The organism is Nocardioides sp. P86 (assembly GCF_023712465.1).
In the GTDB taxonomy this organism is placed as follows: Bacteria; Actinomycetota; Actinomycetes; order Propionibacteriales; family Nocardioidaceae; genus Nocardioides; species Nocardioides kribbensis.
In genome coordinates, this window is sequence record NZ_JAMAYE010000003.1 from 395561 (window position 1) to 420703 (window position 25143).

At 76.7% G+C, this 25143-nt stretch carries 21 protein-coding genes; 8 read left to right on the forward strand and 13 right to left on the reverse strand.

All coding sequences use genetic code 11. The features are described from left to right. The first annotated feature begins 422 nt into the window (after window positions 1-422). Genes M3673_RS15285 through M3673_RS15295 form a run of 3 tightly spaced genes read left to right on the forward strand, consistent with a single transcriptional unit; the run spans window position 423 to window position 4539 of the window. Window positions 423-1544, forward strand: coding sequence for a WcbI family polysaccharide biosynthesis putative acetyltransferase (locus M3673_RS15285; RefSeq protein WP_251534658.1), 1122 nt, complete (start codon window positions 423-425; stop codon window positions 1542-1544). Further along, a complete protein-coding gene (locus tag M3673_RS15290) occupies window positions 1541-2857 on the forward strand; it encodes a hypothetical protein (RefSeq protein ID WP_251534660.1) in 1317 nt (438 codons plus the stop codon). The genes M3673_RS15285 and M3673_RS15290 overlap by 4 nt, the downstream gene beginning before the upstream one ends. Next, complete coding sequence (locus M3673_RS15295; RefSeq protein ID WP_308196158.1) at window positions 2851-4539, forward strand: glycosyltransferase; 1689 nt, start codon at window positions 2851-2853, stop codon at window positions 4537-4539. Before M3673_RS15290 ends, M3673_RS15295 begins: the two co-directional genes overlap by 7 nt. Before the next feature lie 237 nt (window positions 4540-4776). On the opposite strand, the gene M3673_RS15300 is transcribed toward M3673_RS15295, so the two are convergent. The 5 genes from M3673_RS15300 to M3673_RS15320 are packed head-to-tail and all read right to left on the reverse strand — an operon-like array spanning window position 4777 to window position 9311. Continuing rightward, window positions 4777-5589 carry a galactosyltransferase-related protein gene (locus M3673_RS15300; protein ID WP_251534664.1) on the reverse strand — a complete coding sequence of 271 codons (813 nt, stop codon included), beginning with the start codon at window positions 5587-5589 and terminating at the stop codon, window positions 4777-4779. After that, on the reverse strand, window positions 5586-6614 hold the full coding sequence (locus M3673_RS19715; protein WP_251534666.1) for a glycosyltransferase: 1029 nt from the start codon (window positions 6612-6614) through the stop codon (window positions 5586-5588). Before M3673_RS19715 ends, M3673_RS15300 begins: the two co-directional genes overlap by 4 nt. Then, window positions 6611-7690 carry a glycosyltransferase gene (locus tag M3673_RS15310; protein WP_056863024.1) on the reverse strand — a complete coding sequence of 360 codons (1080 nt, stop codon included), beginning with the start codon at window positions 7688-7690 and terminating at the stop codon, window positions 6611-6613. Before M3673_RS15310 ends, M3673_RS19715 begins: the two co-directional genes overlap by 4 nt. Next, window positions 7687-8865 (reverse strand): glycosyltransferase family 1 protein, encoded by a 1179-nt coding sequence (locus M3673_RS15315; protein ID WP_251534667.1) that lies wholly within the window; start codon window positions 8863-8865, stop codon window positions 7687-7689. Before M3673_RS15315 ends, M3673_RS15310 begins: the two co-directional genes overlap by 4 nt. After that, on the reverse strand, window positions 8862-9311 hold the full coding sequence (locus M3673_RS15320; protein ID WP_056903106.1) for an SRPBCC family protein: 450 nt from the start codon (window positions 9309-9311) through the stop codon (window positions 8862-8864). Before M3673_RS15320 ends, M3673_RS15315 begins: the two co-directional genes overlap by 4 nt. 229 nt (window positions 9312-9540) lie before the next feature. Here M3673_RS15320 and M3673_RS15325 point away from each other — a divergent pair, with 229 nt between their 5' ends. Both M3673_RS15325 and M3673_RS15330 read left to right on the forward strand, forming a co-directional pair. Next, a complete protein-coding gene (locus M3673_RS15325; RefSeq protein WP_056903107.1) occupies window positions 9541-10563 on the forward strand; it encodes an SDR family oxidoreductase in 1023 nt (340 codons plus the stop codon). Next, window positions 10560-11072 carry a hypothetical protein gene (locus tag M3673_RS15330; RefSeq protein ID WP_227489588.1) on the forward strand — a complete coding sequence of 171 codons (513 nt, stop codon included), beginning with the start codon at window positions 10560-10562 and terminating at the stop codon, window positions 11070-11072. The genes M3673_RS15325 and M3673_RS15330 overlap by 4 nt, the downstream gene beginning before the upstream one ends. A gap of 145 nt (window positions 11073-11217) precedes the next feature. Here M3673_RS15330 and M3673_RS15335 read toward each other — a convergent pair whose 3' ends face one another. From M3673_RS15335 to M3673_RS15355, 5 genes are all read right to left on the reverse strand, one after another. Continuing rightward, window positions 11218-12105 carry a CoA ester lyase gene (locus tag M3673_RS15335; protein WP_251534669.1) on the reverse strand — a complete coding sequence of 296 codons (888 nt, stop codon included), beginning with the start codon at window positions 12103-12105 and terminating at the stop codon, window positions 11218-11220. Next, window positions 12102-13409, reverse strand: a complete 1308-nt coding sequence (locus M3673_RS15340; protein WP_251534672.1) for a CaiB/BaiF CoA-transferase family protein — start codon at window positions 13407-13409, stop codon at window positions 12102-12104. Before M3673_RS15340 ends, M3673_RS15335 begins: the two co-directional genes overlap by 4 nt. Window positions 13410-13507: 98 nt before the next feature. Then, window positions 13508-14491: a LysR substrate-binding domain-containing protein gene (locus M3673_RS15345; protein WP_251534674.1), complete on the reverse strand. Its 984-nt coding sequence runs from the start codon at window positions 14489-14491 to the stop codon at window positions 13508-13510. A gap of 1 nt (window position 14492) precedes the next feature. Continuing rightward, the gene (locus M3673_RS15350; protein ID WP_193666343.1) at window positions 14493-15863 is read right to left on the reverse strand and encodes a GntP family permease; all 1371 of its coding nucleotides are present in this window, start codon (window positions 15861-15863) and stop codon (window positions 14493-14495) included. A 188-nt stretch (window positions 15864-16051) separates the two neighbouring features. Beyond that, window positions 16052-17071: an AraC family transcriptional regulator gene (locus M3673_RS15355; RefSeq protein WP_251534676.1), complete on the reverse strand. Its 1020-nt coding sequence runs from the start codon at window positions 17069-17071 to the stop codon at window positions 16052-16054. Window positions 17072-17140: 69 nt separating this feature from the next. On the opposite strand from M3673_RS15355, the gene M3673_RS15360 reads away from it, so the two are divergent. Both M3673_RS15360 and M3673_RS15365 read left to right on the forward strand, forming a co-directional pair. Further along, entirely contained in the window at window positions 17141-18739 is a 1599-nt protein-coding gene (locus tag M3673_RS15360; protein WP_251534678.1) for an NAD(P)/FAD-dependent oxidoreductase, read from the forward strand. 11 nt (window positions 18740-18750) lie between these two features. Beyond that, on the forward strand, window positions 18751-19785 hold the full coding sequence (locus tag M3673_RS15365) for a zinc-binding dehydrogenase (protein WP_251535278.1): 1035 nt from the start codon (window positions 18751-18753) through the stop codon (window positions 19783-19785). 385 nt (window positions 19786-20170) lie between these two features. On the opposite strand, the gene M3673_RS15370 is transcribed toward M3673_RS15365, so the two are convergent. From M3673_RS15370 to M3673_RS15380, 3 genes are all read right to left on the reverse strand, one after another. Further along, on the reverse strand, window positions 20171-20539 hold the full coding sequence (locus tag M3673_RS15370; RefSeq protein ID WP_228941306.1) for a response regulator: 369 nt from the start codon (window positions 20537-20539) through the stop codon (window positions 20171-20173). Between the two features lie 31 nt (window positions 20540-20570). Continuing rightward, window positions 20571-21980 carry a pyruvoyl-dependent arginine decarboxylase gene (locus M3673_RS15375; protein ID WP_251534680.1) on the reverse strand — a complete coding sequence of 470 codons (1410 nt, stop codon included), beginning with the start codon at window positions 21978-21980 and terminating at the stop codon, window positions 20571-20573. 405 nt (window positions 21981-22385) lie between these two features. Then, window positions 22386-24545, reverse strand: a complete 2160-nt coding sequence (locus M3673_RS15380) for an ATP-binding protein (RefSeq protein ID WP_251534682.1) — start codon at window positions 24543-24545, stop codon at window positions 22386-22388. 158 nt (window positions 24546-24703) lie between these two features. Here M3673_RS15380 and M3673_RS15385 point away from each other — a divergent pair, with 158 nt between their 5' ends. Then, window positions 24704-24871: a hypothetical protein gene (locus M3673_RS15385; protein ID WP_193666348.1), complete on the forward strand. Its 168-nt coding sequence runs from the start codon at window positions 24704-24706 to the stop codon at window positions 24869-24871. The last annotated feature ends 272 nt before the right edge of the window (window positions 24872-25143 follow it).

A 25143-nucleotide genomic window follows, 5' to 3' on the forward strand; every position in this document is an offset into this window, starting at 1 on the left:
CATCCACGGGACGCATGACGTCCGGGGGCGGGTGGGCGGCGTAGCCGAACGGGCACAGTGCTCGCCGGCGGCACGTGCTCCCGTGCGGACCCGCCCTGCCCCGGGCCGCGCCCGGGACGACGGGGCGCGGCGGCGGTGGTGTGCCCGTTCGGCTACGACGCCCTGCCCCGGGTGCGGCCCGCCGCGCCGGCCCTCCGCCCTGCGGGTGAGCCCCACGGGGCGGGGGGAGTGGTGGAGTGGGTGGTCGGCCACGAGGCGGTCCGGCCGGTGCGCCAGCCACGCTGTCCGGTCGCCGGGTCGACCGGACCGCTGGTCCGCGTCACCCGCCCGCGTCACCGGTTTGCGTCACCGGCTCGAGCCGCTGCATCCGTGGGCCGCCCCCGCACCACCCCCGCCCGTCAGAGATCCCCAGGAGCCGCCCGGTGCCCGCGACCATCGTCGACCTCGGCCGTCGCCGCCACTACGGCGCGTTCTACGGCCTCGACCCGGTCCCCACCGGCCGCCCGCTGCTGCTCCTGCTCGGCAACTGCCAGGCCGAGTCGCTGCGGCTGCTCCTCGACCCCGCCGCCGCCGAGCCCCTCGACCAGCCGGCCGGCCCTACGGCCACCGACCCGCCGACCGACCCGCCCGCCGACACGCGAGGCGCCCACTCCACCGACCCAGGCGGCGCCCCCTCCGCCGTCCTGCGCGGCACCCACCCGACACGGCCCACGAGCGACGTCGTGAGTGTGCGGGTGCCGCCGATCCACGAGCTCACCGCCGACGACCTGCCCTACCTCGACGCGCTGCTCGAGCGCGCCGACCTCCTCGTGGCCCAGCCGACCCGCGCCGACTACCGCGACCTGCCGCTCGGCACCGAGCAGGTGCTCGCCCGCGCCCGCGCCGACCTGCGCACGGCCCTGGTGTCGAGCGTGCGGTACGCCGGGCTGCACCCCTTCCACGTCGTCGTCCACCCGCCCGAGCTCGACGGGGTGGTGCCCCCGGTCGTGGCCTACCACGACCTGCGCGCCGTCGTGCTAGCCGCGCGCGGCCACACCGACCCCGGCGCCGACGGCAGCCGCCTCGACGACCTGCTCGACGACCTCCCCCCGCTCACCGCCGACGCCGTGCGGGCGGTCGGCGACGACTCGAGCGCCGAGCTGCGCCGCCGCCAGCAGCAACACGGCGGGGTCGCGGTGGCCGACCTGCTCGACGACCCGGCGGTCGACGACATGCGCACGGTCAACCACCCCGGTCCGCGGGTCCTGACCGGGGTCGCCCGGCGGGTGCGCGCCTCGCTGGGTCTGGCTCCGCTGGAGGTCGACCCGGGCCGCCCGTTGCTCGACGACGTGCACGCGCCGGTGCACCCGGTGGTGGCCGCCGTACGCCGTCCGGCCGACGGCCCCGCCCCCTCGCCCGACCGCTGGCGGGTCGGGGGCCGGTCGGTCGCCGAGCGGGACGTGCTGGCGGCGCAGCTGGCCTGGTACGCCGACCACCCGGCCATGGTCCGCGAGGCCCTCGCCCGCCACGGCCGCACCCTCGACCACCTCGGGCTCGCCCCGTGACCCGCGACCTGCCCCGCGACCTGACCCGCGACGCCGGGACCGGTGACGCGCCCCCCGGACCCACCTCCGGCGACGCCCGGGCCGTCGGTCCGTCGACCGTCGGCACCGGTGCTGATCACTCCGGTGCGGATCACTCCGGCGCCGGTCGTCCCCGGGCCGACCGCTCCGGTGCCGATCGCACCCACCCGGCCGAGACCCGTCGCCGGGCGGCGCTCCCGCTGCACCTGGTGCACGACGACGCGCGCCACGGGGTGGCGCTCTACGCCCGTCAGGTCGCCGAGGCGCTGGGCGCCCCGGTGCTCGTCGGCACCCCGGCCGACGCGGTCGCCGAGGCGCGTCGCACCGGCGCGGGTTCGGTGCACGTGCACTGGACCGACCGGCTCTTCGGCGACTCGTCCGCGAAGTCGGCGGCGGCCGTGGTGGCGCTGGCCGCGCAGGTGCCGACGACACTGACGTTGCACGACGTGCCCCAGCCGTGGGCGGGCGAGGACCGCGCCGCGGCGTACGCCGAGGTCGTGCGCGGCGTGCGCACCTGGGCGGTCAACAGCCACCACGAGGCCGACCTGCTCGCAGGCGTGCTCGACCGGGTGCCCGGGCCGCCCGCTCCCGGGGCGCTGCGCTCGACCGTGGTGCACCTGCCCGTCGTGCCGCTCGACCCGGTCGATCCCGCGGATGCCGCGGAGGCCGCGGATGCCGCGGACGCGACGGAGCCCGGCGACGGCGTCGTGCCGCAGGCCCCGGCGGGGCGCGTGCGCCTCGCGCTGCTGGGCTTCGTCTACCCCGACAAGGGCCACCGCGAGCTCGTGCGCGCGGCCTCGGCGCTGGCCGAGGAGGGGCACGACGTCGAGGTCGTCGCCCTCGGGGCGCCGGTGGCCGGCCACGACGACCTGCTCGACGAGCTCGCCGCGCGTGCCCGCACCGGCGGGGTGGGCTGGCGGGTCACCGGCTACCTCGGCGACGCCGACCTCGCGGCCTGGATGCGTGCCGTCGACGTGCCGGTCACCGGCCACCGTCACGTCTCGGCGTCGGGGTCGATGAACTCCTGGCTCGCCGCCGGCCGCCGCCCGCTCGCGCTCGACGGGCCCTACGTGCGCGAGGTCGACGCCCTGCGCCCCGGCGGCTTCCGGCTCTACGACGACGACTCACTGGTCGACGAGCTGCGCGCCGCCCTGGCCGACCCCTCCCGCACCCACGCCGCCGCCGACGACCTGCGCCCCCTGCTGAGCGACACCGCGCGGGCCTACGCCGCCTGGTGGGCCGGCGTGCACCGCGCCCTGCCCCACCCGCCGCAGCCGGTGCTCGAGCCGTGGTGACGGGAGGCCGTCGTGCGGCCCAGCGCACCGGCCCGCTGGCCGGCCCCGTCGACCTCCCGGGCCTCGAGGTCGCGCCGCCCGGCGTCCTGCCCGTGCCGGGCAACCGGTGGGACCTCGCCCTCGCGGCCGCTCCCGGCGACGCCCGCGACCCCGGCCGCGACCGCGACCCCGTCCTCGACCCCGCCCCCGTCCTCGACCCCGCCCCCGTCTGCGACCGCGACCGCGCCCCCGCCCGCGACCGCGACCACGCCCCCGTCCGCGACCCCGACCCCGCCGAGGCCCGCAACCCCGCCGACGCCCGCGACCCCGCCGACGCCTACGACTCCGCCCCCGCCCGGTCCGGCACCCACTCCGGCACCCACGCCGACGCTCGCACCGACGCCCCCGCCCGCGGCGGCCCGCCGTCGGTGACGGTGGTCGTCACCCACTTCGAGCAGCCCCGCGAGCTGGCCCGCACCCTGCACGCGCTCACCCGCCAGACCGGCGCGGGCACGACCTGGCGCGACGTCGAGGTGGTGGTCGCCGACGACGGCTCGCGCGAGCCGCCGGCGGTGCCCGACGGCGTACGGCTCGTGCGCCAGGCCGACCGCGGCTTCCGTGCCGGCGCCGCGCGCAACCTCGGCGCCGCGGCCGGCCGCGGCGAGGTGCTGGTCTTCCTCGACGCCGACACCACCCCCGAGCCGGGCTTCCTCACCGCGATGGTGAGGCTGCCCGCCTGCTGCCCCGAGGCGCTGGTCGTGGGCCGCCGCCGCCACGCCGACCTCGCCGCCACCGACCCCGCGGCGCCGGTGGAGCAGGTCGGTCCGCAGCGCGAGCTGCCCGCCCCCGCGTGGCTCGACGACGCCTACACCGCCAGCCGCGACCTGCTCGACGCCGACGAGCGCTCCTACCGCTTCGTCATCGCGGCGGTGCTGGCGTGCAGTCGCTGGCTCTTCGAGGGTCTCGGCGGCTTCGACGAGACCTTCCGCGCCTACGGCGGCGAGGACTGGGAGCTCGCGGCCCGCGTGTGGCGCCACGGCGGGCTGCTCGCCCACGCCCCCGACGCGGTGGCCTGGCACGACGGACCCGACTGGGCCGGTCGCGACGAGGTCGAGCGACGCGCGCGCAAGCTCGACGAGACCCTCGCCGTGGCGCGCCGCCTCGACGGCCCCGGCGCCACGACCACCGGCCTGCGCCTCGGCCCGCCTGACCCGGTGGTCGTCGTGGCCGAGGGCCTCGACCCCACCGGCGTCGCCGTCTGCGTCGACAGCCTGCTCGCCGCGCTCCCGCGGGCCCGGGTGCACCTCTCCCGCGCCGACCACGCCCGGCTGGGCGGCGCCGACGACCGGCTGCGGCTGGGCCGCCCCGACCTGCGCACCGCCTCCCGCCTGCTCGAGGTACGCCGACCCGTGCGCGGCCCCGCCGCGGGCTGGCGCGCGGTGCTCGACGCCGTCGGCGGCGTCGACGCCCCCGGGGTGGTCCGGGTGGGCGGGGAGGTCGGGTCGGGCGGGGGCACCGGCGACGGTGCCGCGGAGTGGCTGCGGCTCACCGACCTGCGCACGGTGCGTCGCCGGCGGCGCTGGGCCCGCGCCGGCGCCGAGGGCGTCGACGCGCTCTTCGGCGAGACCACCCTGACCGGCCTCGACCTGCGGCCGGTCGCGCCCGACGCCTCGTTCGAGTCCTACCTCGGCGGCTGGGGCTGACCGAGCGGCCGGTCACCGCCGGCCGGCACGCGTCGGTGGTGCTGGGACGGTCGCCGGCGCGGTCTCTCCTCAACCGTCGTGGCCAGGTGGTTTCGAGACGGTCGCTGGCGCTCCCTCCTCAACCACCGTGGCCAGGTGGTTTCGAGACGGTCGCTGGCGCTCTCTCTGCAACCACCGTGGCTGGGTGGTTTCCTGACGGTCGCCGGCGCCCCCGCCTCGACCACCGGGCGGTGCGGGTCAGGCGCGGGCCCAGCCGCCGTCGACCCGGCGGACCAGGCCGCGGGCCTCGAAGGCCTCGAGCCAGCCCTCCATGGGCCAGCGACCCCAGCGGCGGGCGAAGAGCGCGCCGTTGCGCAGGATGTCGTCGACGTGCTGCACCGGGGGGTCGGTGGTGGGGTGGTGCTGGTGGTAGGCGCGGGCGCCGCCGACCCAGCCGAGCCCGACGCCTGCGGCGGCGACCTGGTGACCGAAGTCGGTGTCCTCGCCGCCGTAGCCGACGTACTCCTCGCAGAACGCGCCGGCGCGGCTCCACGCCTCGCGCGAGAGCGCGAACGACAGCGACCAGAAGAGGTCGGGCCGCCCGCCCACGTGCTCCTCGCCGGGCGCGGGGTCGGGGCGTGCGGGGTGGGGGTCGTCGAGCGCGGGCAGCCGGGAGAGGTCGTAGCCGCCGGGGGAGGGCGGGAGGTAGGTGACCGGGCCCGACCAGATCGCGTCGGGGCGGCGCAGCGCGACGTCGGCGTAGGACGCGACGAGGTCGTGGCCGGCCAGGCAGTCGACGTCGAGCGCGACCACGACGTCGGCGCCGGAGCGGAAGGCGTCCTCGATGCCGCGGTTGCGGGCCCGGGCGAGCGGCAGACCGACCGCGTCGCGACCGACGCGCTCCACGCGGCGGCGCAGGCCGTCGACCGTGGCGGGCTCGAGCGACGGGTCGTCCATGGCGACGACGAGGTAGTCGTCGGGCACCCGGCCGCCCGCCGCCAGCGAGCGGTGCTGGGCGGCGAGGTGGTCGCCCCGGCCGTGGGCGATGGTCGTGACGGCGACCCGGGTCACGCGGGAGCCCCCGTCACGAGGTCGGCGAAGCGCTCGGCGGTGTCGGGCGGGCACCAGCCGGCCCACGCCTCGCCGTCGAGGGCGGCCACGGCCTCCAGGCGCGCGGCCCAGCCGTCGGCGGGCAGGTGGGGCTCGACGACGACCGGCCAGGGTCCGGCGGCGAGGGCCTCGCCGGTGCAGCGCTGCTCGTCGTGGGGGCGGTCCTGGGGCACGACCACGGCCGGGCGGCGCAGCGTGGCCACCTCCGCCACCGCGTTCTGCCCGGCGTGGGTGACCACCACGTCGGCCTCCGCCAGCAGCGCGGTCGGGTCGGGCACCCAGGCGCCGTGGGCCCCGCCGAGCACGGTCCAGCGCCAGCCGGGCGTCTGGGCACGGGCGAGGTCGAGCACGTCGGCGCCGACGGTGTCACCGCCGGCGCCCAGCAGCACCACGACGGAGCGCTCGCGCCCCGGCGTACGACGCTCGGGTGCCTCGGCGGCCGGCGGGGCCGTGAGGCGGGAGAGCCCGCCGACGGCGTGGAGCCGCTCGAGCACGGTGTCGGGCCCGTCGCGGAGCATGCCGGGTCCGCCCGGCGCCCCGGTGGCGACGGCGGGCCAGAAGCCGACCAGCTGGTCGCACACGTCGAGGCCGAGCAGGTGGGCGGCGTCGCCGCGGCGCCCGGGCAGGACGACGCCGGTGACGGGCACGCCGTGCAGCCGGGCCAGCAGCGCGACCTCGACGGAGACGTCGACGACCACGCGGTCGGGCACGGCCTCTTCGATCCACCGCGAGACCTGGGCCGAGCGGCGGCGCAGGCCGCCGTCGTGGCGCGGCACCCAGTGCAGGCGGCCGCCGGCGCTCACGTCGAGGGCCTGGGAGCCCTCGTCGTCGCGGTCGAGGCGCACCCACGGCCCGGGCCACGCCTCGGGCGCCGGCAGCGACGACAGGCCGGTGACCTCGACGCCGCGGTCGTGCAGCACCCGGGCGAGGCCGGTGGCGCGGTGGAGGTGGCCCTTGCCGTGGTGGTGGACGTAGTAGCCGATCACGCGGCGTCCCGGAGCCGGCCGAGCGAGCGGTAGAGCCGCTCGTACTCGTCGACCATGCGCCGCAGCGAGCAGTGCTGCACGGCGTGGCGCCGCACCGCGCCCCGGTCGCGCCCGAGCGCGGCGGTCACCGCGACGGCGAGCGCCTCGACGTCGCCCCCGGGGGCGAGGGCGCCGGCCTCGTCGGCGACGACCTCGCGCAGCGCGCCGCGGTCGTAGGCCGCCACGGGGGTGCCGCAGGCCATCGCCTCGGCGGCGACCAGGCCGTAGGGCTCGTCCCAGGCGGGGGTGACCAGCGCGACCGAGGCCCGGCCGAGCAGGCGGGTGAGCGCCTTGTGGTCGAGGTGGCCCACGTGCACCGCCTGGCGACCCAGGCGCGGGGCGATCTCGCGCTCGAAGTAGGCCTCGTCGGGCACGGGTCCGGCGAGCACCAGCGGGATGCCGGCCAGCCGGCAGGCGTCGATGGCCTCGTGGGGCGCCTTCTCGGCGACCAGCCGGCCCGACCACACCGCCGGCCCGCCGCCGGGGCCGGGGGTCCAGCGGTCGACGTCGACGCCGTTGAGGATCGGCACCGCCGGGGCCAGGTGGGCCCAGGCGCGCGAGGTGTGCTCGGAGACCGCGGCGAAGGAGCTGCTGGCCGGCGACAGCGCCACGGCCGACTCCAGCCACGGCACGGGCGGGGTGTGCAGGGTGGTCACCAGGGGCACGTCGACGGTGTGGGCCATCGCCACGGGCAGGTGGTGGAGGCTGTTGTTGTGCACGACGTCGAAGCGGGTCGAGGCGTCGCGGGCGAGGTCGAGCATCAGCCCGAGGTAGGCGTGGTGCTCGGCCATCCACCGCCGCGGCGGGGCGTTGACGTCGGCCTCGGCCGCCGGCGACGGCACGAAGCGGGGCACGTCGAGCTCGGTGACGTCGAGCGCGGGGTCGCTGCCGGGGGCCGCGAAGAGCGACACCTCGTGGCCGCGGCGCAGCAGCTCGCGGGCCAGCTGGTGGGTCATCGCCTCCAACCCGCCCGCGAAGGGCTCGCCGATCGGGTACAGGCTCGAGGCGACCAGGCAGATGCGGAGCCGGTCCCTCACGAGACCCCTCGTGCGGCGGCGACCAGCGAGCGGTAGAGCTCCAGGTGGGTGGCGGCGCCGGCGTCGCGCTGACGACGGCGCTCCTCGATGGTGGCCCCGAAGCGCGGGCGCTCGTCGTGGGCGCGGCGCACCGCGGCGGCCAGCGAGTCGGCGTCGACGCCGTGCTCGTCGGCGGCGTAGGACAGCACCGGGCCCTGCTCGGCGAAGTAGCCGCAGGTCGGGGCGAGCACGGTCGTGCCGAGGTCGCGGCAGGCCTCCAGCCAGCCCGAGTGGGTGCCGAAGCGGTAGGGCAGGACGGAGGCGTCGAGGGAGCCCAGGTGGCGCCACAATGCGTCGTCGGGGAGGTAGTCGTGGACCTCGAGGTCGACCAGCCCGGCGCGGGCGGCGTCCTGCACGTAGGCCGCGAGCGCCGCGTCGTGGCGCACGAAGCCGGGATCCATGACGTCGTGGTGGGCGTTGACCTGGAGCACGGCGTCGGGCAGCGCGGCCACGGTCTCGACCAGGGTCGGCAGCACCGCCATCGGGTCCATGCTCGCGCGCAGGCTCTTGAGGTGCAGCCCGATCCGGAAGGCGCCGGTGCGCCGGCGCGCGCGGCAGTCCTGGGCCACGCCCATGGTGTCGGTGTCGACGACGTGGGGGTGCGGCACCACCACGGCCTCCACGCCCCAGCGCGCGCGGATCTCCGCGGCGGCGCCAGGGGTGAGGGTGACGACCGCGTCGGCGGCTGGCACGAGCACGTCGAGCTGGGCGTCGTGGGCCGCGCGGTCGAGGTGGTGGGGGTTGCGCAGGTCGTGGGCGGTGTAGACGAGCGGCGTACGTCGTCTCCGCAGGGCCGCGACCAGGCGCTCCAGCTCGGCGGGCTCGCGCGCGTCGAAGCCGAACTGCAGGTGGTAGACGTCGAAGGCGTCGGGCGCGGCCCGCTCGACCCACTCCGGGTCGAGCATGACCGGGGGCCACCACCGCTCCTCCGCGACCCGCGAGGGGTCGTCGGGGTGCGGGTCGGGGAGCCGCTCGACGGCGTCGAGGCCGTCCTCGCGGTCGAGGTGGCGCACGTAGACGTGGCCCGACGGCACCGAGGCGACGCGCAGGGTGCGCGCGCCCGCCCGGTCCGGCGTGCCCGCTGCGCCCGGCGCCGGGGCGCCGGCGGAGGGGCGGGGGGCCACGTCGAGGGTCACGACAGGCGCTCCAGGCGCTCCTCGAGGCTGGAGGCGACCTTGTCGGCCAGGACCTTCAGGGCGGCCGGGAGCACCGGGGTGGCCAGCTTGGCGGCGCCCTGCGGCTCGAACTCCGCGTGGTAGGTCACCGCGGTGCCGGTCGTGCCGTCCTCGAGGGCGGTCGTGGCGAAGGTCAGGGTGTCGCGCAGCTGCACCGACCCGGCGTCGCCGGTGAGCACCAGGCGCTCCTGCTCGACGCGCTCCACGACGGTGTACTCCACCTCCTGCTCGGAGCCGAGGAAGGACGAGACGTTGTGGTAGGTCGTGCCGACCCCGCCGTCGCCGGAGGTGCGGGTGGTGCGCTGCGTGGGCGGGTCCCACTCCTCGGTGGAGGTGAAGTCGGAGAGGTAGTCCCAGACCCGCGGGAGGGGGGTGTGGGTGGTGACGGTGCGCTCGACGCTGGGCACGGCGGAGTCCTTCGGTTGTCGGACCTCCGTTCTACGGCCCCCCGCCTCCGGGGCGCTCCATCCCTGCGGGGGGAGCCGGTGGGGTGAGGCCGCCTCACCCCTTGGACCAGGTCTCGCGCGAGCCCCTGTCGGGCCCCGTCGCCGGCCGTCATGGTGGCAGGGCGGCCCCGCCGCCGGCGCCCGTCGGGCGCGGTCGCGGCGGGCGCGCAGAGCGACCAGGAGGTCGAGCATGAGCAGATCCACAGCACCCACCACCCCTCGCGTGGCCGTGGTCACCGGAGGCACCGCCGGCGTCGGACGCGCGGTGGTCCGCGAGCTCGCCGGGGCCGGCTACGACGTCGCCGTCCTCGCCCGCGGCGAGGCCGGGCTGGCCGCGACCGCCCGCGACGTCGAGGGCCTCGGGCGCCGCTGCCTGCCGCTGCAGGTCGACGTGGCCGACGGCGAGGCCGTCGAGGCCGCCACCGACCGGGTGGAGGCCGAGCTCGGCGAGATCGACGTGTGGGTCAACAACGCCTTCGTCGGCGCCCTGTCGTACTTCTGGGACACCACGCCCGAGGAGCACCGACGGCTCACCGACGTCACCTACCACGGCCAGGTGCACGGGCTGCGGGCCGCGCTGCGCGTGATGCGGCCCCGCGACCGCGGGTCGGTGGTCAACGTCTCCTCGGCGATGGCCTACCGCTCGATCCCGCTCCAGGCCGCCTACTGCGGCGCCAAGCACGCGGTGAAGGGCCTGACGGAGTCGGTGCACACCGAGCTGCTCGCCACGGGCAGCGCCGTGCGCGTCTCGCTGGTGACCCTGCCCGGCCTCAACACCCCGCAGTTCACCTGGAACCTCAACCGCATGGCCGGCCGTCCGATGCCGGTGCCGCCGATCCTCGAGCCCGAGGTGGCCGCCCGGGCCATCCGGCACGTCGCCGAGCACCCTCGCCGCAACGCCTGGGTCGGCATCGCCGCGGTCTACACCGTGCTGGGCAACCGCCTCGCCCCGGCGTTCATGGACCGCTACCTCGCCCGCACCGGCGTGGACTCCCAGCAGACCGAGCAGGAGACCCCGCGGCTGGGCTCCAACGTCTTCGAGCCCCGCGACGCCGAGCGCGACCAGGGCGCCCGGGGTCCCTTCTCCGACCAGTCGGGCCAGCGCGACCCGGTCTCGGCGATCGGCCGCCACCGACGCGCCCTCACCGGCGTCGTCGGAGCCGGCGTGCTCGCCGGGCTGACCGGTGGTGCGCTGCGGGCCGCGCGCCGGTGAGCGTCGTGCCGCCCGGTGCGGCGCTCCCGTCCACCGGCCCGCGGCGCCGTGCGCGCCCGGCCCGGCCCGTGGAGCTGGCCCGCGGCGCGTGGGGCCTGCTGCTGCTGGGTGCGCCGCGCACGGTGCTGCGCCCGATGGTGCCCGGCGGTCCCGCCCCGCTCGCGGTGGGCGTGGTGCGGGTGCTCGGCGCCCGGCAGCTGGCCCAGGCCGCCCTGTCGGGCAGCAGCCCCTCGCCGGAGGTGCTCGCCCTCGGTGCGTGGGTCGACGGGGTGCACGCCGCGACCTCGCTGGGGTTGGTCGGGGCGGAGCCGCGGTGCGCCCGCGCCGGCCTCGCCGACGCCGCCGTCGCCCTGGTGTGGTCGGGCTTCGGTCTGCGCAGCCTCCAGCAGGCCGGCGCCGCGCTCGACCGTCCGCCAGGCCTGCGTGACGCCCTCGCCGTGGCCGTGCTCTCCCGCGTGCCGGGTGGCGCGCCGCTGCTGGCCCGCGCCCGGGAGGCGCGCGCCGCCTGAGCGCCGCTCCGGCGTGGCCACCCCTCGCCCCTGCCGCCCGGTGGGGCCGACCCGGTCGACCGGTGGCCCGGCCGACCGGTCGGGCCGAGCCCACCCGGGGCCGCCGTCGGCGGTCCGGCGGTCCGGGACGTCCGGGACGTCCGGGCTAGGCGTCCTCCCCGGCGCGGGCCAACAGGCGCCGGGCGCGGAGCGCGACGGGGGTGTCGACCATGCGCCCGTCGAGCTGCACCGCGGTGGTGCCGGCCCGCTCGCCCTCGGCCAGGGCGGCCACGACGCGCCGGGCGTGGTCGACCTCTTGCGCGGTCGGGGAGAAGGCCTCGTGGAGCACCGGGACCTGCGCGGGGTGGATGCACAGCGCCCCGAGGTACCCGAAGGCCCGTGAGCGACGCGCGTCGCGGGCCAGCGCCGTGAGGTCGTGCACGACGGCCAGGCTGCCCAGCAGGCCGTAGGCCGCCAGCCCGTGGGCGCGGGCCGCGCACAGCAGCAGACCGTGGGCCCAGCGCAGGTCGAAGTCGGGGTCGGTGGGGTCGACCTCGAGCTCGGCGGAGAGGTCCTCGGTGCCGAGGGCCAGCGCCACCGTGCGCGCGCCCGCCGCGGCGACCTGCGCCACCGACAGCAGCCCGCGGGGGCTCTCGACGAGCAGCTGCACCTCGGTGCGTCGACCGGTGGTGCCGCGCGCGGCCTCGGCCCGGTCGAGCAGCCGGTCGACCTCCTCGACGTCGGAGGCCGCCTCCACCTTGGGCACGAGGACGGCGTCGGCCTCGGCCCCGACGGCGGCCGCCAGGTCGGTGCCGAGGTCCGCGCCGGCGTTGACCCGCACCACGACGTGCAGGCCGGGCCGGGCCTCGCGCAGGGCCGCGACCGCGGCGCCCAGGCCGGCGCGCGCGGCCGGGCGCTCGCCGGGGGGCACGCTGTCCTCCAGGTCGAGGACGACGGCGTCGGCGCCCGACGTCGCGGCCCTGGTCGCGCGCTCGGCGCGGTTGGCCGGCAGGAAGAGCTGGGTGCGCCGCCGCAGCGCGGCCTCGGCGCTCACACCGCCCCCGGGATCGACTCGTGGCCGCGGTCGGGGCCGTCGGTGACGCCGTCGGCGCGCAGGGCGGCGAGCGTGGCGGCGTCGAGCCCGAGGTCGTGGGCCAGCACCGCGTCGGTGTCGGCGCCGACGTCGGTGGGACCCGGGCGTCCGACGCCCGTGGGGGCCTCCTGGAAGCGGGGGAAGACCCCGGTCATCGCCACCGGCCCGAGGTCGGGGTCCTCGACGGTGGCGATCGAGCCGCGGTGGGCGACCTGCGGGTTGTCCATCATCGTGGCCACCGACTCCAGAGGCCCGACGGCGCAGCCGCCGGCGGTGAGCCCGGCCAGGGCCTCGGCGCGGTCGCGGGCGCCGCACCAGGCGGAGATGAGCGCGTCGAGCTCCTCCACGTGGGTGCGTCGCTCGGCGTTGGTGGTGAAGCGCGGGTCGGCCACGAGCTCCTCGCCGCCGATGGTGCGCAGCACGTGCACGGCCATCGCCTGGGTGCTGCCCGACAGGGCGATCCACAGCCCGTCGCGGCACTGGTAGCTGCCGCGCGGGGCGGCCGGTCCGTAGCGGTTGCCGGTGCGGCCGTGCTCGGTGCCGAGCTGCTGGTACTCCACGACGTTGATCTCCACCAGCTTCAGCGCCGCCTCGTAGATCGCCAGGTCGACGACGTCGCCGGCGCCGGTGAGGTGGCGGCGCTGGAGGGCGGCGAGCACGGCGGTCGCCCCGAGGTTGCCGGCCATGATGTCGGCGAGCGGGTAGGCGGGCAGCAGCGGCGGGCGGTCGGGGAAGCCCGACACCGAGGCCAGTCCGGCCAGGGCCTCGGCGAGCGTGCCGAAGCCGGGCTGCTCGGCGTAGGGCCCGTCCTGGCCGTAGGCCGTCACCCGGAGCACCACCAGCCGGGGGTTGGCGGTGCGCAGGACGTCGGGGCCCAGGCCCCAGCGCTCGAGGGTGCCGGGGCGGAAGTTCTCGACCAGCACGTCGAACTGCTCCACCCACTGCAGCAGCAGGTCCCGGCCCTCCGGGCGCCGCAGGTCGAGGGAGACGCTGCGCTTGCCGCGGCTCAGTGCCTTCCAGTAGAGACCCTGGCCGTCCTTCTGCGCCCCGAAGCGCCGCACGTGGTCGCCGGGGCCGGGCATCTCGACCTTGACGACGTCGGCGCCGTAGTCGGCGAGCAGGGTCGCGGCCAGCGGCGCGGCGATCATGGTGGAGAGGTCGAGCACCCGCAGCCCCTCGAGCAGGCTCGGCCCCGCCTGCGGCGAGGCCGGCACGCCGGCGGCGGGGGTGGGGTCGGGTGCGGACCCGGCGGTCGGGCTGGTCATGGGCGGGTGCTCCTTCCGGCCCGGCGGTCGGGCGGTGGTGGTGCGGACGTGGTGCGGGCGGTCGGCCCGGGTCGGGTCGGCGGGTCGGGTCGGGTCGGTCAGTCGGGTGGGCGGCTGTCGAGCAGGGTGATGCCGGGCCAGGCGTCGCGGTCGGCGAGGGCGTGCACGGCGTCGACGACCGCGTCGCGCACGGCCAGCACGGCCAGGCGCGGCTCGTAGAACTCCGCGGCCACGCAGACCGAGACGGTGCGGCGCAGCAGCGGCTCGACGACGGGGCGCAGCGCGAGCTCGGGCCCGGCGTAGTGCGCGGCGGCGGAGCGGGTCAGCACGGCGCTGACCGCACCGCCCTGCACGAGGCGGACCATGGCGGTGAGCGACTCCACGTCGGCGACCACGCGGGGCGCGAGGCCGTGCTCGGCGAACGCCCGGTCGACCAGGGCACGCAGGTTGCTGCGCTCCCCGGGGGCGACCAGCGCCCGCTCGCGCAGGTCGCGCACCCGCACCGGCTCGGTGGAGGCGTCGACCGACGCGGCGGTGGCCAGCAGCAGCGGCTCGTCGTAGACGGCCAGCTCCCCGGGGCGCGGGGAGGGGTCGTCGCGGAAGAGCACGGCGAGGTCGAGACGGCCGCGCCCCAGCAGCTCCTGGATGTAGCCGCTCATCGACTCGAACAGCTCCAGGCGGACGCCGGGGTGGCGCTCGGCGACCAGGGGCAGCAGCGCGGGCACGAGCGTGCCGGCGACGGTGGCGGGGAGCCCCACCGACACCGACCCGTGGATCTCGCGGCTCCCCGCGCCGAGCTGCTCGGCGAGCCGGTCGACCTGGCGCACGACCTGCTGGGCGCCGCGGTAGAGCTCGAGCCCGACGGCGGTCGCCTCCACCCCGCGGGGGCCCCGCTCGAGCAGCCGGCGGCCGACCTCGGCCTCGAGCTGGGTCATCCGGGCGCTCATCGCCGGCTGCGAGACGCCGGCGGCCGCGGCGGCGCGGGTGATGCTGCCGGTGTCGACGACCAGGATGAGGTCGCGCAGGGCGGCCACGTCGAGGCCGGGGGTGCGCCCGGGCCGGCGGGGGTCGGGGGCGTCCACGTCAGGCCGGCACCAGGAAGCCGAGCACGATGATGAGCGGCAGCGCGATCACCGAGGCGATGCCGGTGACGAGGGTGAGCGCCTTGAGGGCGCCCTGGGTGGAGACGCCGAGCAGGCTCTGGAACATCCAGAAGAAGTTGCTGTTGACCTGCAGCGCGAAGAGCGCGCCGGCGCCGATGGAGAGCCCGACCACCACCGGGGCCACGTCGAGGCTGCCCAGGATCGGCTCGATGATGCCGGCCGCGGCGATCGCGGCCACCGAGATCGAGCCGATCGCGAAGTGCAGCAGCGCCGCCACGAACCACGCCAGCAGCACGGTGAGGACCACCGGGGCCCCGGCCTCGGCCGAGAACAGGCCGCCCAGCACGTCGGCGAGGTCGGTCTCGCCGATCACCGCGCCCAGCGACCCGCCCACGCCGGTGATGAGCAGGATCTGTCCGGTGGTGCTGAGGCCGCGCTCGACGGCCTCCTCGGTGCGCTCGCGGCCCAGGCTGCGGCGCGCGAGGGCGTAGGCCATCACCAGCCCCACGAAGAGGGCGAAGACGGCGTTGCCGACGAAGGAGGTGAGGGGGGTGGCGAAGCCGGCGGCGTCGGCGACGGCGCCGAAGGCGATCATCAGCAGCGGCACGAGGATCGGCAGCAGCGAGACCCCCAGCGGCGGGGTGGTGGCGCGGGCGTCGGCGGCGGTGGCGTCCTGCTCGACGGCGGCCTGCCGCTCGGCCTCGAGCAGCGCCTCGGAGGGGTCCTCGTCGGTCTCCGGACGCCAGAGGCCACGGTCGAGCAGCAGCTTGAAGACCAGCGTGGTCAGCACGGCGGTGACCGGTCCGACGAGCAGGCCGAAGAGCAGCATCGTGCCGAGCGGGATGTCGAGCAGCCCGGCGATCGAGAGCGTGCCGAGGCCGGGGATGACGAAGACGTAGCCGACGAGGATGCCGGCCGTCAGCGAGGCCGCCAGCAGCGGCAGGCCGTTGCGTCCGACCTGCGGTGCGGCGGAGCGCGCCAGCGGCGAGGCCAGCACGAGCTGCACGTCGACGTAGATCGAGGGGAAGAGCGTGGTGAGCGCGGCGCTGATGGCGTAGGGCAGGCGGCGCGCGCCGAGCAGGCGGAGCAGCAGGGCCACGAGCCCCTGCAGCGCGCCGAGCGCGAACAGCAGCGCCCCCACGAGCACACCGAACCCGATGAGCAGACCGACCTCTGCCATGATGTCGCCGAAGCCGACCGCGATGGCCTCCACGGTGCCGGTCAGGCCGACGCCGGCGGCCAGGCCGAGGTAGAGCGAGCCGACGACGAGGGCGATCACCGGCTCGACCTTGAGCCAGATGATGAGGGCGAGCACGGCCCCGATGGCGATGCAGGCGTGGAGGATGGTCACGGTCGCGCTCCTTCGGTCCGGTGCCCGCCGTGTGGTGACGGTCACGCGGGTCGAGGCAACCACGGCGTCCGCCGCCGCCGGAAGGACGCTGGGGGAGGGGTGGGTATCAGCATCGCTGATGGCTCGTGCCCGGTCGACCGGCGAGAGCCGGGGCGAGCACGGGCGGCACGGGCGGGCACGGGCGGTGGCTACGACGCGGGGTCGAGCCCGTGGCGGCGCACGTCGCGGGGGGTGCGGCCCCACCAGCGGCGGCAGGCGCGCGTGAGCACGGCCTGCTCGGAGAGCCCGAGGAGGCCGGCGACCTGGGCGAGCGGGAGGTCGGTGGTGAGCAGGTAGCGCCGTGCCGCGGCCCGGCGGGCGTCGTCGAGGATCGCCGCGAAGGTCGTGCCCTCGGCGGCCAGGCGCCGCTGCAGGGTGCGGGGGTGCAGGTCGAGCAGGCGGGCCACCGCGCCGACCTCCGGGCTGGCCGTGCCGAGCAGCTGGTCGACCGCGCCGCGCACGCGCGGGGCCACGCGGTCGCCGTCCACGGGGGCCTGGCGGTCGAGGAAGTCGAGGGCCATCCGGCGCACGGACTCGTCGCGGCCGGCGAGCGGCAGGGCGCCCAGGCTGCTGGGCAGCCGCAGCAGCGCGGCGGGGCGGCCGAAGCGCACGCGCGCCCCGAAGAAGTCCTCGTACGCCGCCCGGGGCGCGACCGGTCGCCCCGGCAGGTCGACGGTGCGCAGCCCGTAGCCGCCCCCGGCGAGCGAGCGGATGCTGCGGTGCAGGGAGCCCAGGCTGAGGTCGGTGCCCTGGCGGGGCGGGTCGACCCCCGGCGGGGTGACGTCGTAGCGCAGCGCCTCGACGCCGCGCACGCCGTCGGGATCGGGCTCGAGGCTGATCCGCATGGCGGGGGCGTGGACGAAGAGGTAGCGCGAGGTGCACTCCATGGCCTCGGCCACGGTGGGGGAGTTCTCGATGGCCAGGGCCAGCGGGCCGAGCAGCGAGAGGTCCTGGCGGGCCGCCACCCGCAGCCCGAGGTCGGGCCGGTCGAGCTCGTGGGCGGCCAGCTCGAGCACCCCGGCCATGGCCAGGTCGGGCACCAGCAGGTCGTCGGCGTCGAGGGCGGCGGGGTCGAGGCGGGCCCGGCGGGCCAGGTCGTCCGCGTCGCCGCCCAGCTCCTCGACCACCGCGCGGAAGCCGCGCAGGCCGGCGGAGCGGATCACGGACATGTCGTCCAGGATCAAGGAACTGTCGCGTCAGATCAAGAACGCGCGCGCCGGGCGGCGCACCATGGAGGCATGAGCGACACCGACACCCGTCCCAGCACCGCCGCGGGCACTGACTCCGACACCGGCACCGCCGGCGCGCGCGAGCCGCTGCCCGCGCACGTCGACGTCGTGGTGGTCGGCGCCGGCCTCTCCGGCATCGGCGCGGGCTACCGCCTGCAGACCGAGGTGCCCGACCGCAGCTACCTCGTGCTCGAGTCGCGCGAGGCGATGGGCGGCACGTGGGACCTCTTCCGCTACCCCGGCATCCGCTCCGACTCCGACATGTTCACCCTGGGCTACCAGTTCAAGCCCTGGCGCGAGCCGAAGTCGATCGCCGACGGCCCCACGATCCTGCGCTACATCCGCGAGACCGCGGAGGAGTTCGGGATCGACGAGCACATCCGCTACGGCACCAAGGTGCTCGGCGCCGACTTCTCCACCGCCGAGGCCCGCTGGACGCTGACCCTGCTGCGCGAGGGCGTCGAGACCACGATGACCTGCGACTTCCTCTACTCCTGCGCGGGCTACTACGACTACGACGAGACCTACACCCCCGACCTGCCGGGCCTGTCGGACTTCGGCGGCACCGTGGTGCACCCGCAGTTCTGGCCCGAGGACCTCGACTACTCCGGGCAGCGCGTGGTCGTCATCGGCTCCGGGGCCACCGCGGTGACGCTGGTGCCCTCGATGCTGCGCGACTCCACCGGCGACGAGGGCGTCGACGGCTCCGGCGCCGCGGCCCACGTGACCATGCTGCAGCGCAGCCCCACCTGGATCTCCGCCGTGCCCAGCCGCGACACCAAGGCCGACTGGCTGCGCGAGCACCTGCCCGCCGACCTGGCCCACACCCTGATCCGCAGCAAGAACATCGCCTTCGGCACGGCCTTCTACCAGTTCTGCCGGCGCTACCCCGACCGCGCCCGCAAGCTCCTGACCGGCCTGGCCACCAAGGTCCTCGGCGACGAGCAGCTGGTCGCCGACCACTTCACGCCCTCCTACGACCCGTGGGACCAGCGGCTGTGCGCCATCCCGAGCGCCGACCTCTTCAAGGCGATCAAGGGCGGTGACGCCGAGGTCGTCACCGACACCATCGACCGCTTCGTGCCCGAGGGCGTGCGGCTCAGCTCGGGCCGCGTGCTCGAGGCCGACGTGGTCGTCACCGCCACCGGCCTGCAGCTGCTGGCCTTCGGCGGGATCAGCCCGAAGGTCGACGGCGAGACCGTGCCGCTCTCGGAGCAGTTCGTCTGGCAGGGCGCCATGATGACCGGCGTGCCGAACTTCGCCGTCTGCATCGGCTACACCAACGCCTCCTGGACCCTGCGCGCCGACCTGTCGCACCGGCTGGTAGGCAAGGTGCTGCGCTGGATGGACGACCGCGACCTCGCCGCCGTCGAGCCCCACCCCGACCGCGAGCTCACCGAGCGCCCGCTGCTCGACCTCGCCTCCGGCTACGTCCAGCGCTCCATCGGCGCCTTCCCGCGCCAGGGCGACAGCGGCCCGTGGCGGGTGCGGCAGAACTACGTGCTCGACTCGCTCACCACCCTGCGGGCCGACCTGCGCCGGACCCTGCGGACCACCCCGCGCTCCGCCGTACGCCGCGACGCGCAGCCGGTCGGAGCCGGCCGGTGAGCGCCCGCACGATGCGCGCCCAGCGCCTCGACACCCGCACCCTGACCTTCGAGGTCACCGACGTGCCCGTACCGACCCCCGGCCCGGGCGAGGTGCTGGTGAAGGTCGCGTTCTGCGGCATCTGCCACTCCGACCTCAGCCTGCTCGACGGCACCTTCCCCGCCATGGGGCCGCCGGTGATCACCCAGGGCCACGAGGCCTCGGGCACCATCGCCGAGCTCGGCGCCGGTGTCGAGGGCTGGGCCGTCGGCGACCGGGTCGTGCCCGCCGCGGGCCGCCCGTGCGGTCGCTGCGCCTTCTGCCGGCGCTCCGACTTCAGCAACTGCACCCAGCTCGCCCTCATGGCCTTCGCCTACGACGGCGCCTGGGCGGAGTACACCCTCGCCCAGGCCGGCGGGCTGACCCGAATCCCCGACAACGTCTCGATGGAGCAGGCCGCGATCCTCGCCGACGCCGTCTCCACGCCGTACGGCGCCGTCGTCCACACCGGCGACGTGCGCGTCGGGGAGTCGGTCGGGGTGTGGGGCGCCGGCGGCGTCGGCACCCACGTCGTGCAGCTGGCCCGCCTCGTCGGGGCCACCCCCATCGTGGCCGTCGACCTCGACGAGACCGTGCGCCAGCGCGCCCTCGACCTCGGCGCCGACCTCGCCCTGGACTCCCGCGACCCCGACCTGGCCGCGAAGATCGCCGAGGTCACCGGCGGGCAGATGCTCGACGTCGCCTTCGACGCGGTCGGCCTGAAGGTCACCTTCGACCAGGCCCTGGCCAGCCTCGGCTCGCGCGGGCGCCTGGTCGGCGTGGGCATGAGCGGCGAGGAGTGGTCGCTGGGCCCGAGCATGCTCTTCAACCTCAGCCGCAAGCAGGTGCGCGGCCACCTCGGCTACGACGTCACCGACATCGGGGTCCTCGCCCGGCTCGTCTCCACCGGACGGCTCGACCTGAGCCGCTCCATCAGCGGGATCGTGCCGCTGGAGGACGTCGCCGAGGGCATCCGGCTGCTCAAGGACCGCGAGGGCAGCCCCGTGCGGATCCTCGTGCAGCCCTAGCGTCCCCGTCCGCGCACCACCTCCGGTCCCGCCGATGTGGCTGCGCGTGGATCGCGCAATTGTGCGGTCGGTGTGCGTGGACCGCGCAATTGCGCGGTCGGTGTGCGTGGATCGCGCAATTGCGCGGGTCGTCGTTGGCCGGTCGGGTGGGTTTGCGCGGCTGGTGCAGCTTTGCGGGGTGACGGGCGGTCGAAGGAGCGCAAACCTCCAGGGGCGTCCGTAGCGCGCAGCACCTCGGGCCGGGTCGGGCACGGATCGCGCGATTGCGCGGCCGGGGTGCACGGATCGCGCGATTGCGCGGTTAGCGCGCGTGGATCGCGCAATTGCGCTAGCGGTGACCCCAGCCGGGGCCGCAGCCGCGCGGCCGAGGCGGCGCTGGGGCGGACTAGGGCGCGGGCCAGCCCAGCAGCTCGGCCACCTGGGCGGGCAGCTCGCGGGCGGCGAAGGGCTTGGCGATGACGCCCCGCACGCCGGGGGCGTCGTCGACCTGGGCCTTGGCCGTCAGCAGCACGACCGGGATGTGGCGGGTGGACTCGTCGGCGGCGAGGGCGGCCGTCGCCTCGAGGCCGTTCATGCCCGGCATCATCATGTCCATCAGGACGGCGTCGGGCTGGTGGGCGCGGGCGACCTCGACGGCCTCGGCACCGCTGGCGGCGGTGAGCACGCTCCAGCCGGCGATGATCTCCAGGGTCATCTGGACGACCTCGCGGATCGCCTCGTCGTCGTCGGTGACCAGGATCGTGGGGGCGGACACGCGGGTACCTCCGAGAGCAGGAGGAGCCAGGCTAGTCCCGCACGGCCGCCAGCGCGGGCCTTCCGCCACTTCTTTGCTTGGGGCCGTGGAAGGTGCCGGCGTAGTAGGTCTGCAGGTCCACCGGCTCGATGCTGACCTCGGCCAGCCGGGAGAGGAGCCGGCCCGCGTTGCCGCTGAGCCGGCGGTCGTCGTTGAACGCGCAGATGTCCCAGGCGGCCACGGCCCGCTCGGCCACCATCAGCGCCGCCATCTCCTCGATGATGGCGTGGAAGACCCGCGCACTGCGGTGGGTCGGCGCGACCAGGGTGAAGCCGAGGTAGTAGACCGCGCCGCGGGCGGCGTGGTCGGGGAAGCGCTCGGCCAGGAAGCCCGGGCTGATCCACGGGACGGTGTCGAGGTCGTCGGTCAGGGTGGCCATGCCCACCGCCTCGCCGGCCTCGTCCCAGGCCACCCACTTCTGCACGCGCGGGTCGACCATCTCGGCGTGGAATTCCTCCTCGTGCAGCAGCTGGCGCGCCGCGGCGAGGGTCTCGAGCTCGCTGAAGGTGTCGCGGTAGAGCTGGTAGTAGCGCTGGGAGGTCGCCTCGTCGACCTCCTTCTCGACCGTGATCGTCAGCCCCGGGCGCACGCGCCCGACCGGCCGCGTCGTCGGCGCCGCCGCGAAGGCCGCGGCCCGCGCCCGGCCCTCGGTCGGCTCGGGTCGGGCGGCGAGCGCCGTCGCGACCACGCCGTCGTGCCGGCCCGCCGGTGCAGCCGCGCCCGGGTCGACCCCAGGCGCGCCGGTGCCCGGGGTGCTGCCGCTCCCACCGCCGTCGTCAGTCGGAGCGGTCGGAGCGGTCGGGACGGTCGGGGCGACGCCGGACGGGCGGCCCGCGGGGGCCGAGGAGGCCGCGGGAGCGAGGGGACCGGTGACGGCGGCGGGGTCGAACCACGACGAGACGCGGTAGGCCGCGAGGACGACCGCGCACGCAGGCAGGTCGACGCAGGTCACCGACGCGACGGCCGTCTGCACCGCGCCGTAGTGGCCGCGGCGGGTCGCCTTCATGTCGGCCAGGCTGAGCTCGATCTGCTCCAGCACCGACTCCTCGGTAGGTCCGTGGTGCTCCACGAACAGCCCGGCTCCCTCGGCGTCGACGCACCACCCCAGCCCGGCCCAGCCGGTCTCGCCGGGCCGCTCGGCGTAGGCCTCGGCGCGCACGCAGAACAGCACGTCGCCGTGGCCCCCCGGCAGGTCGGCGCCGACCTGGCGCACGCGGGAGCCGGGCGGGATCACCGAGGAGAGGGTGACCAGGTTGAAGTCGGCGACGCCGGCGCCCTGGAGCGCGGCGTCGAAGGCCGACAGCGGGGTGCGGCCCGACCCCGAGCCCGTGCGCACCGTGATGTCGAGGGTCTGCGCCGCCTCGCCGGAGCGTCCTGCGCGCAGTGTCGTGTCGTGGCCCATGCGTCTCCCGTCCACCGCCGCGGGCCCCCGCCGCACGCGTCGACGACCCGCGTGCGCCACCGTCCCGGCCCGGGGCGACGTCGTGCCGTCATCGGAATTATGTACGCCGCGCTCTGCTGCGCACCGACCGGCCCCCGTCGATCGGCGCGCCGGCACCCCCCGGACGGGCCATGCCCCGTTGCCCGATCGGCCCCCGGGTGCCCGGCGGCCGCGACGTGACGGGGTCGGACGGGCACAGGGGCGCGCGACGTCGGGCGAGCGGGCCGGGCAGCCTGCCGCGGCGGGGGCCGGCGGGTCGGCGCGGGTCGGCCGCCGCGACCGTGCCCGTCCGACTCCGTGCCACCCCGCGCGCGGCGGCGGTCCGTCGGCGGACCGGGGGAGCGGCGGACCGGGGTGCGGGGAGGGTCAGCCGGCGGGCAGGGTGAAGAACACCGACGTGCCGACGCCGACCTCGCTCTCGATCCAGATCCGCCCGCCGTGGCGGGTGACGATCTGGCGGCTGATGGTCAGGCCGAGACCGGTGCCGCCCTTCTCACGGGTGTCGGAGGAGTCGACCTGCTCGAAGCGCTCGAAGACGCTGCTCAGCATGTCGGCGGGGATGCCGCGACCGTGGTCGCGCACCTCGAACAGCACCTGCGGCCCCGCGGCCACCGCGCCGGTCTCGGCCGCCCTGCTCGCGGCGGCGGTGTCCGTGGCGGTGGGGGTGGTGCCGGTGGCGGTGGTGGCGGGACCGGACTCGAGGGTGACCACGGAGCCGGGCTCGGAGAACTTGCAGGCGTTGCCGATGAGGTTGGTGAGGGTCTGCATCACCTGGTCGGCGTCGGCGTGCACGACGCCGTCGGCGCGACCGACCTCGATGCCGACGCCGAGCGACCCGGCCATGCCCTCGATCTGGCGGGCGGCGGCCTCGAGCAGGTCGCGGGCGGGTTGGGCGGTGTGGGAGCGGGTGGCCTCGCCGGTCTCGAGCCGCTCGAGGTCGAGCAGGTCGTTGATCAGCCGGGAGAGGCGCTCGCTGCTCTCCAGCGCGACGGTGACCATGCGGGTCGCGCCGGCCGACAGCGGACCGAGGTGGCCGTCGGCGACCATCTCCAGGGAGGCCCGGATGGAGGTCAGCGGGGTGCGCAGCTCGTGGCTGACGACGGAGAGGAACTCGTCCTTGATCCGGTCGACCTCACGGCGCTGGGTGACGTCGCGGAAGACGATGACCCCGCCCAGCACCTCGTCGTCGTCGATGAGCGGCGCCGCGGTCATGTCGGCGGGGAAGGTCGAGCCGTCGGCGCGGCGCAGCAGCTCTTCGTCGGCCACCTGCACCTGTCCGGTGCTCATCGCCGCGAAGACCGGGCACTCCTCCCACGGCACGAGGCGTCCCTCGACGGTGGTGGCGTGCAGCACCGGGTGGGCCGGTCGTCCCTCCAGCTCGGCCAGGGTGTAGCCGAGGGCCTCGCCGGCCGAGGGGTTGAGGAAGGTGATGCGTCCGTCGCGGTCGACGCCGTAGATGCCGTCGCCGACGGAGTCGAGGAGCAGCTCGTTCTGCCGGGCCAGCTGGCGCAGGTGCTCGGTCTGCTCGGCCACCCGCCGCTCGAGCCCGCGCCGCAGGGCGGCGTTGTCGGCGGTGAGCAGGACCTGCCGCACCCCGGCGGCGACGATCAGCACGAGCCACGCCACTGCCTGCGCGCCGTTGGGGTTGCGCGACTCCCCGAGGGTCACCTGCACCACGGCGGCGACGAGCAGCACCGCGAAGACCACCATCGTGCCGATCGACTCCGGCAGGCCCCGACCGGTGTCCTCGTCCTCGCTGGGCAGGGGGGCCCAGGCGGCCAGCCCGAAGAAGGCGTAGCCCGCGATCCAGCCGAGGTCGAGCACCGTGCCGAAGACGAAGCTGCCCTCGGCCGCGCGCACGGCGAAGGTCAGGTCGCCCACGGCGTAGAGCAGGAAGCCGGCGGCCACCAGGCCGAGCCCGAGGCGCTGCGAGCGCGAGACCCGCAGGAGCAGCAGCACCGCGACCGTGGCCAGCACGACGTCGAGCAGGGGCAGCAGCAGGGCGAGCGCCTGCGCGGCCGACCCGTCGCGCGCGGAGGAGTCGAGCAGCCGGGGGTAGACGAGGACGGAGACGATGAGCAGCATCGCGCCGCCCGCGACCAGTCCGTCGAGGAACATCACGACCAGCTCGGCACCGCGGCGTCGTGCGGTGGGGAAGGACAGCAGTCCGGCGGTGGCGATGAGCAGCGCCACCGCGAAGAGGCCGTCGCCCACGACGCTGGGGGAGGAGACGGGGTCCGACCCCATGGCCGCCGACCACGCGTTGCCGCTGATGGCCGTGACGCCGGCGATCGCCAGCAGCAGCCACGGTCGTCGGTCACGGGGCGTCGTACGCCGGGCGCGCAGCGCCGCGCTGGCCGAGCCGAGCACGCCTGCGGCGAGGAGCGCGACGGTCGTGACCGAGCCGCGCACGCCCATCGGCAGCCACGGCAGCAGCAGGAGGGTGGTCAGCACCAGCAGGCCCGCGACGACGACACGCGCGGTGTCGAAGTGCGTGCGCCCGAGCGCCGGCCCCCCCGAGTCCATGGCTCGACGCTATCAGCGCCGCCGCCCGGCGGGCGTGGTCCGATCGGGTCCGCCGGCGGTGGCCGTCCGGGTCCTCCCCGGGGGTGGTCCGGTCGCAGGTCCCGCCACGCCATCCTGGGCTCCGGGACGGCACCGTCGCCGGCCCGGGAGGGAGCACCATGATCACCAGCATCGTCTCGCGCGTCCTCGGACGCGGCCGCTCGACCGGCGCCACCGCCGGTCGTCCCGTCGGGGGCACCGCCACGGGCGGCAGCCGCTCGCAGGACGAGGCCATCGGCCGCGGCGTGCGCAGCGTCCTCGGCAAGCTCACCGGCCGCCGCCGCTGACCTGCCGCCGACCCGCGGCCGACCCGCGGCACCCGTCGAGCCCCCCGCCCCGGCCCTGCCGGAGCGGGGGGCTCGGTCCGCTCCGCCGGTCCGCTCGCGACCACGCCGGTCCCGATCTCGCCCGCTCGCGGCCTGACTCCCGTCGGTGCACGCCCTCGGCGCACCGGCTGGTCCCACCAGCCTCCTGCGTCCCACCGGTCGGCCCGGACCCGCACCTGTCGGCCGACGCGTGGGCCGACAGGTGCGGGTTTCGCCAGCCGGCCGGTGAAACC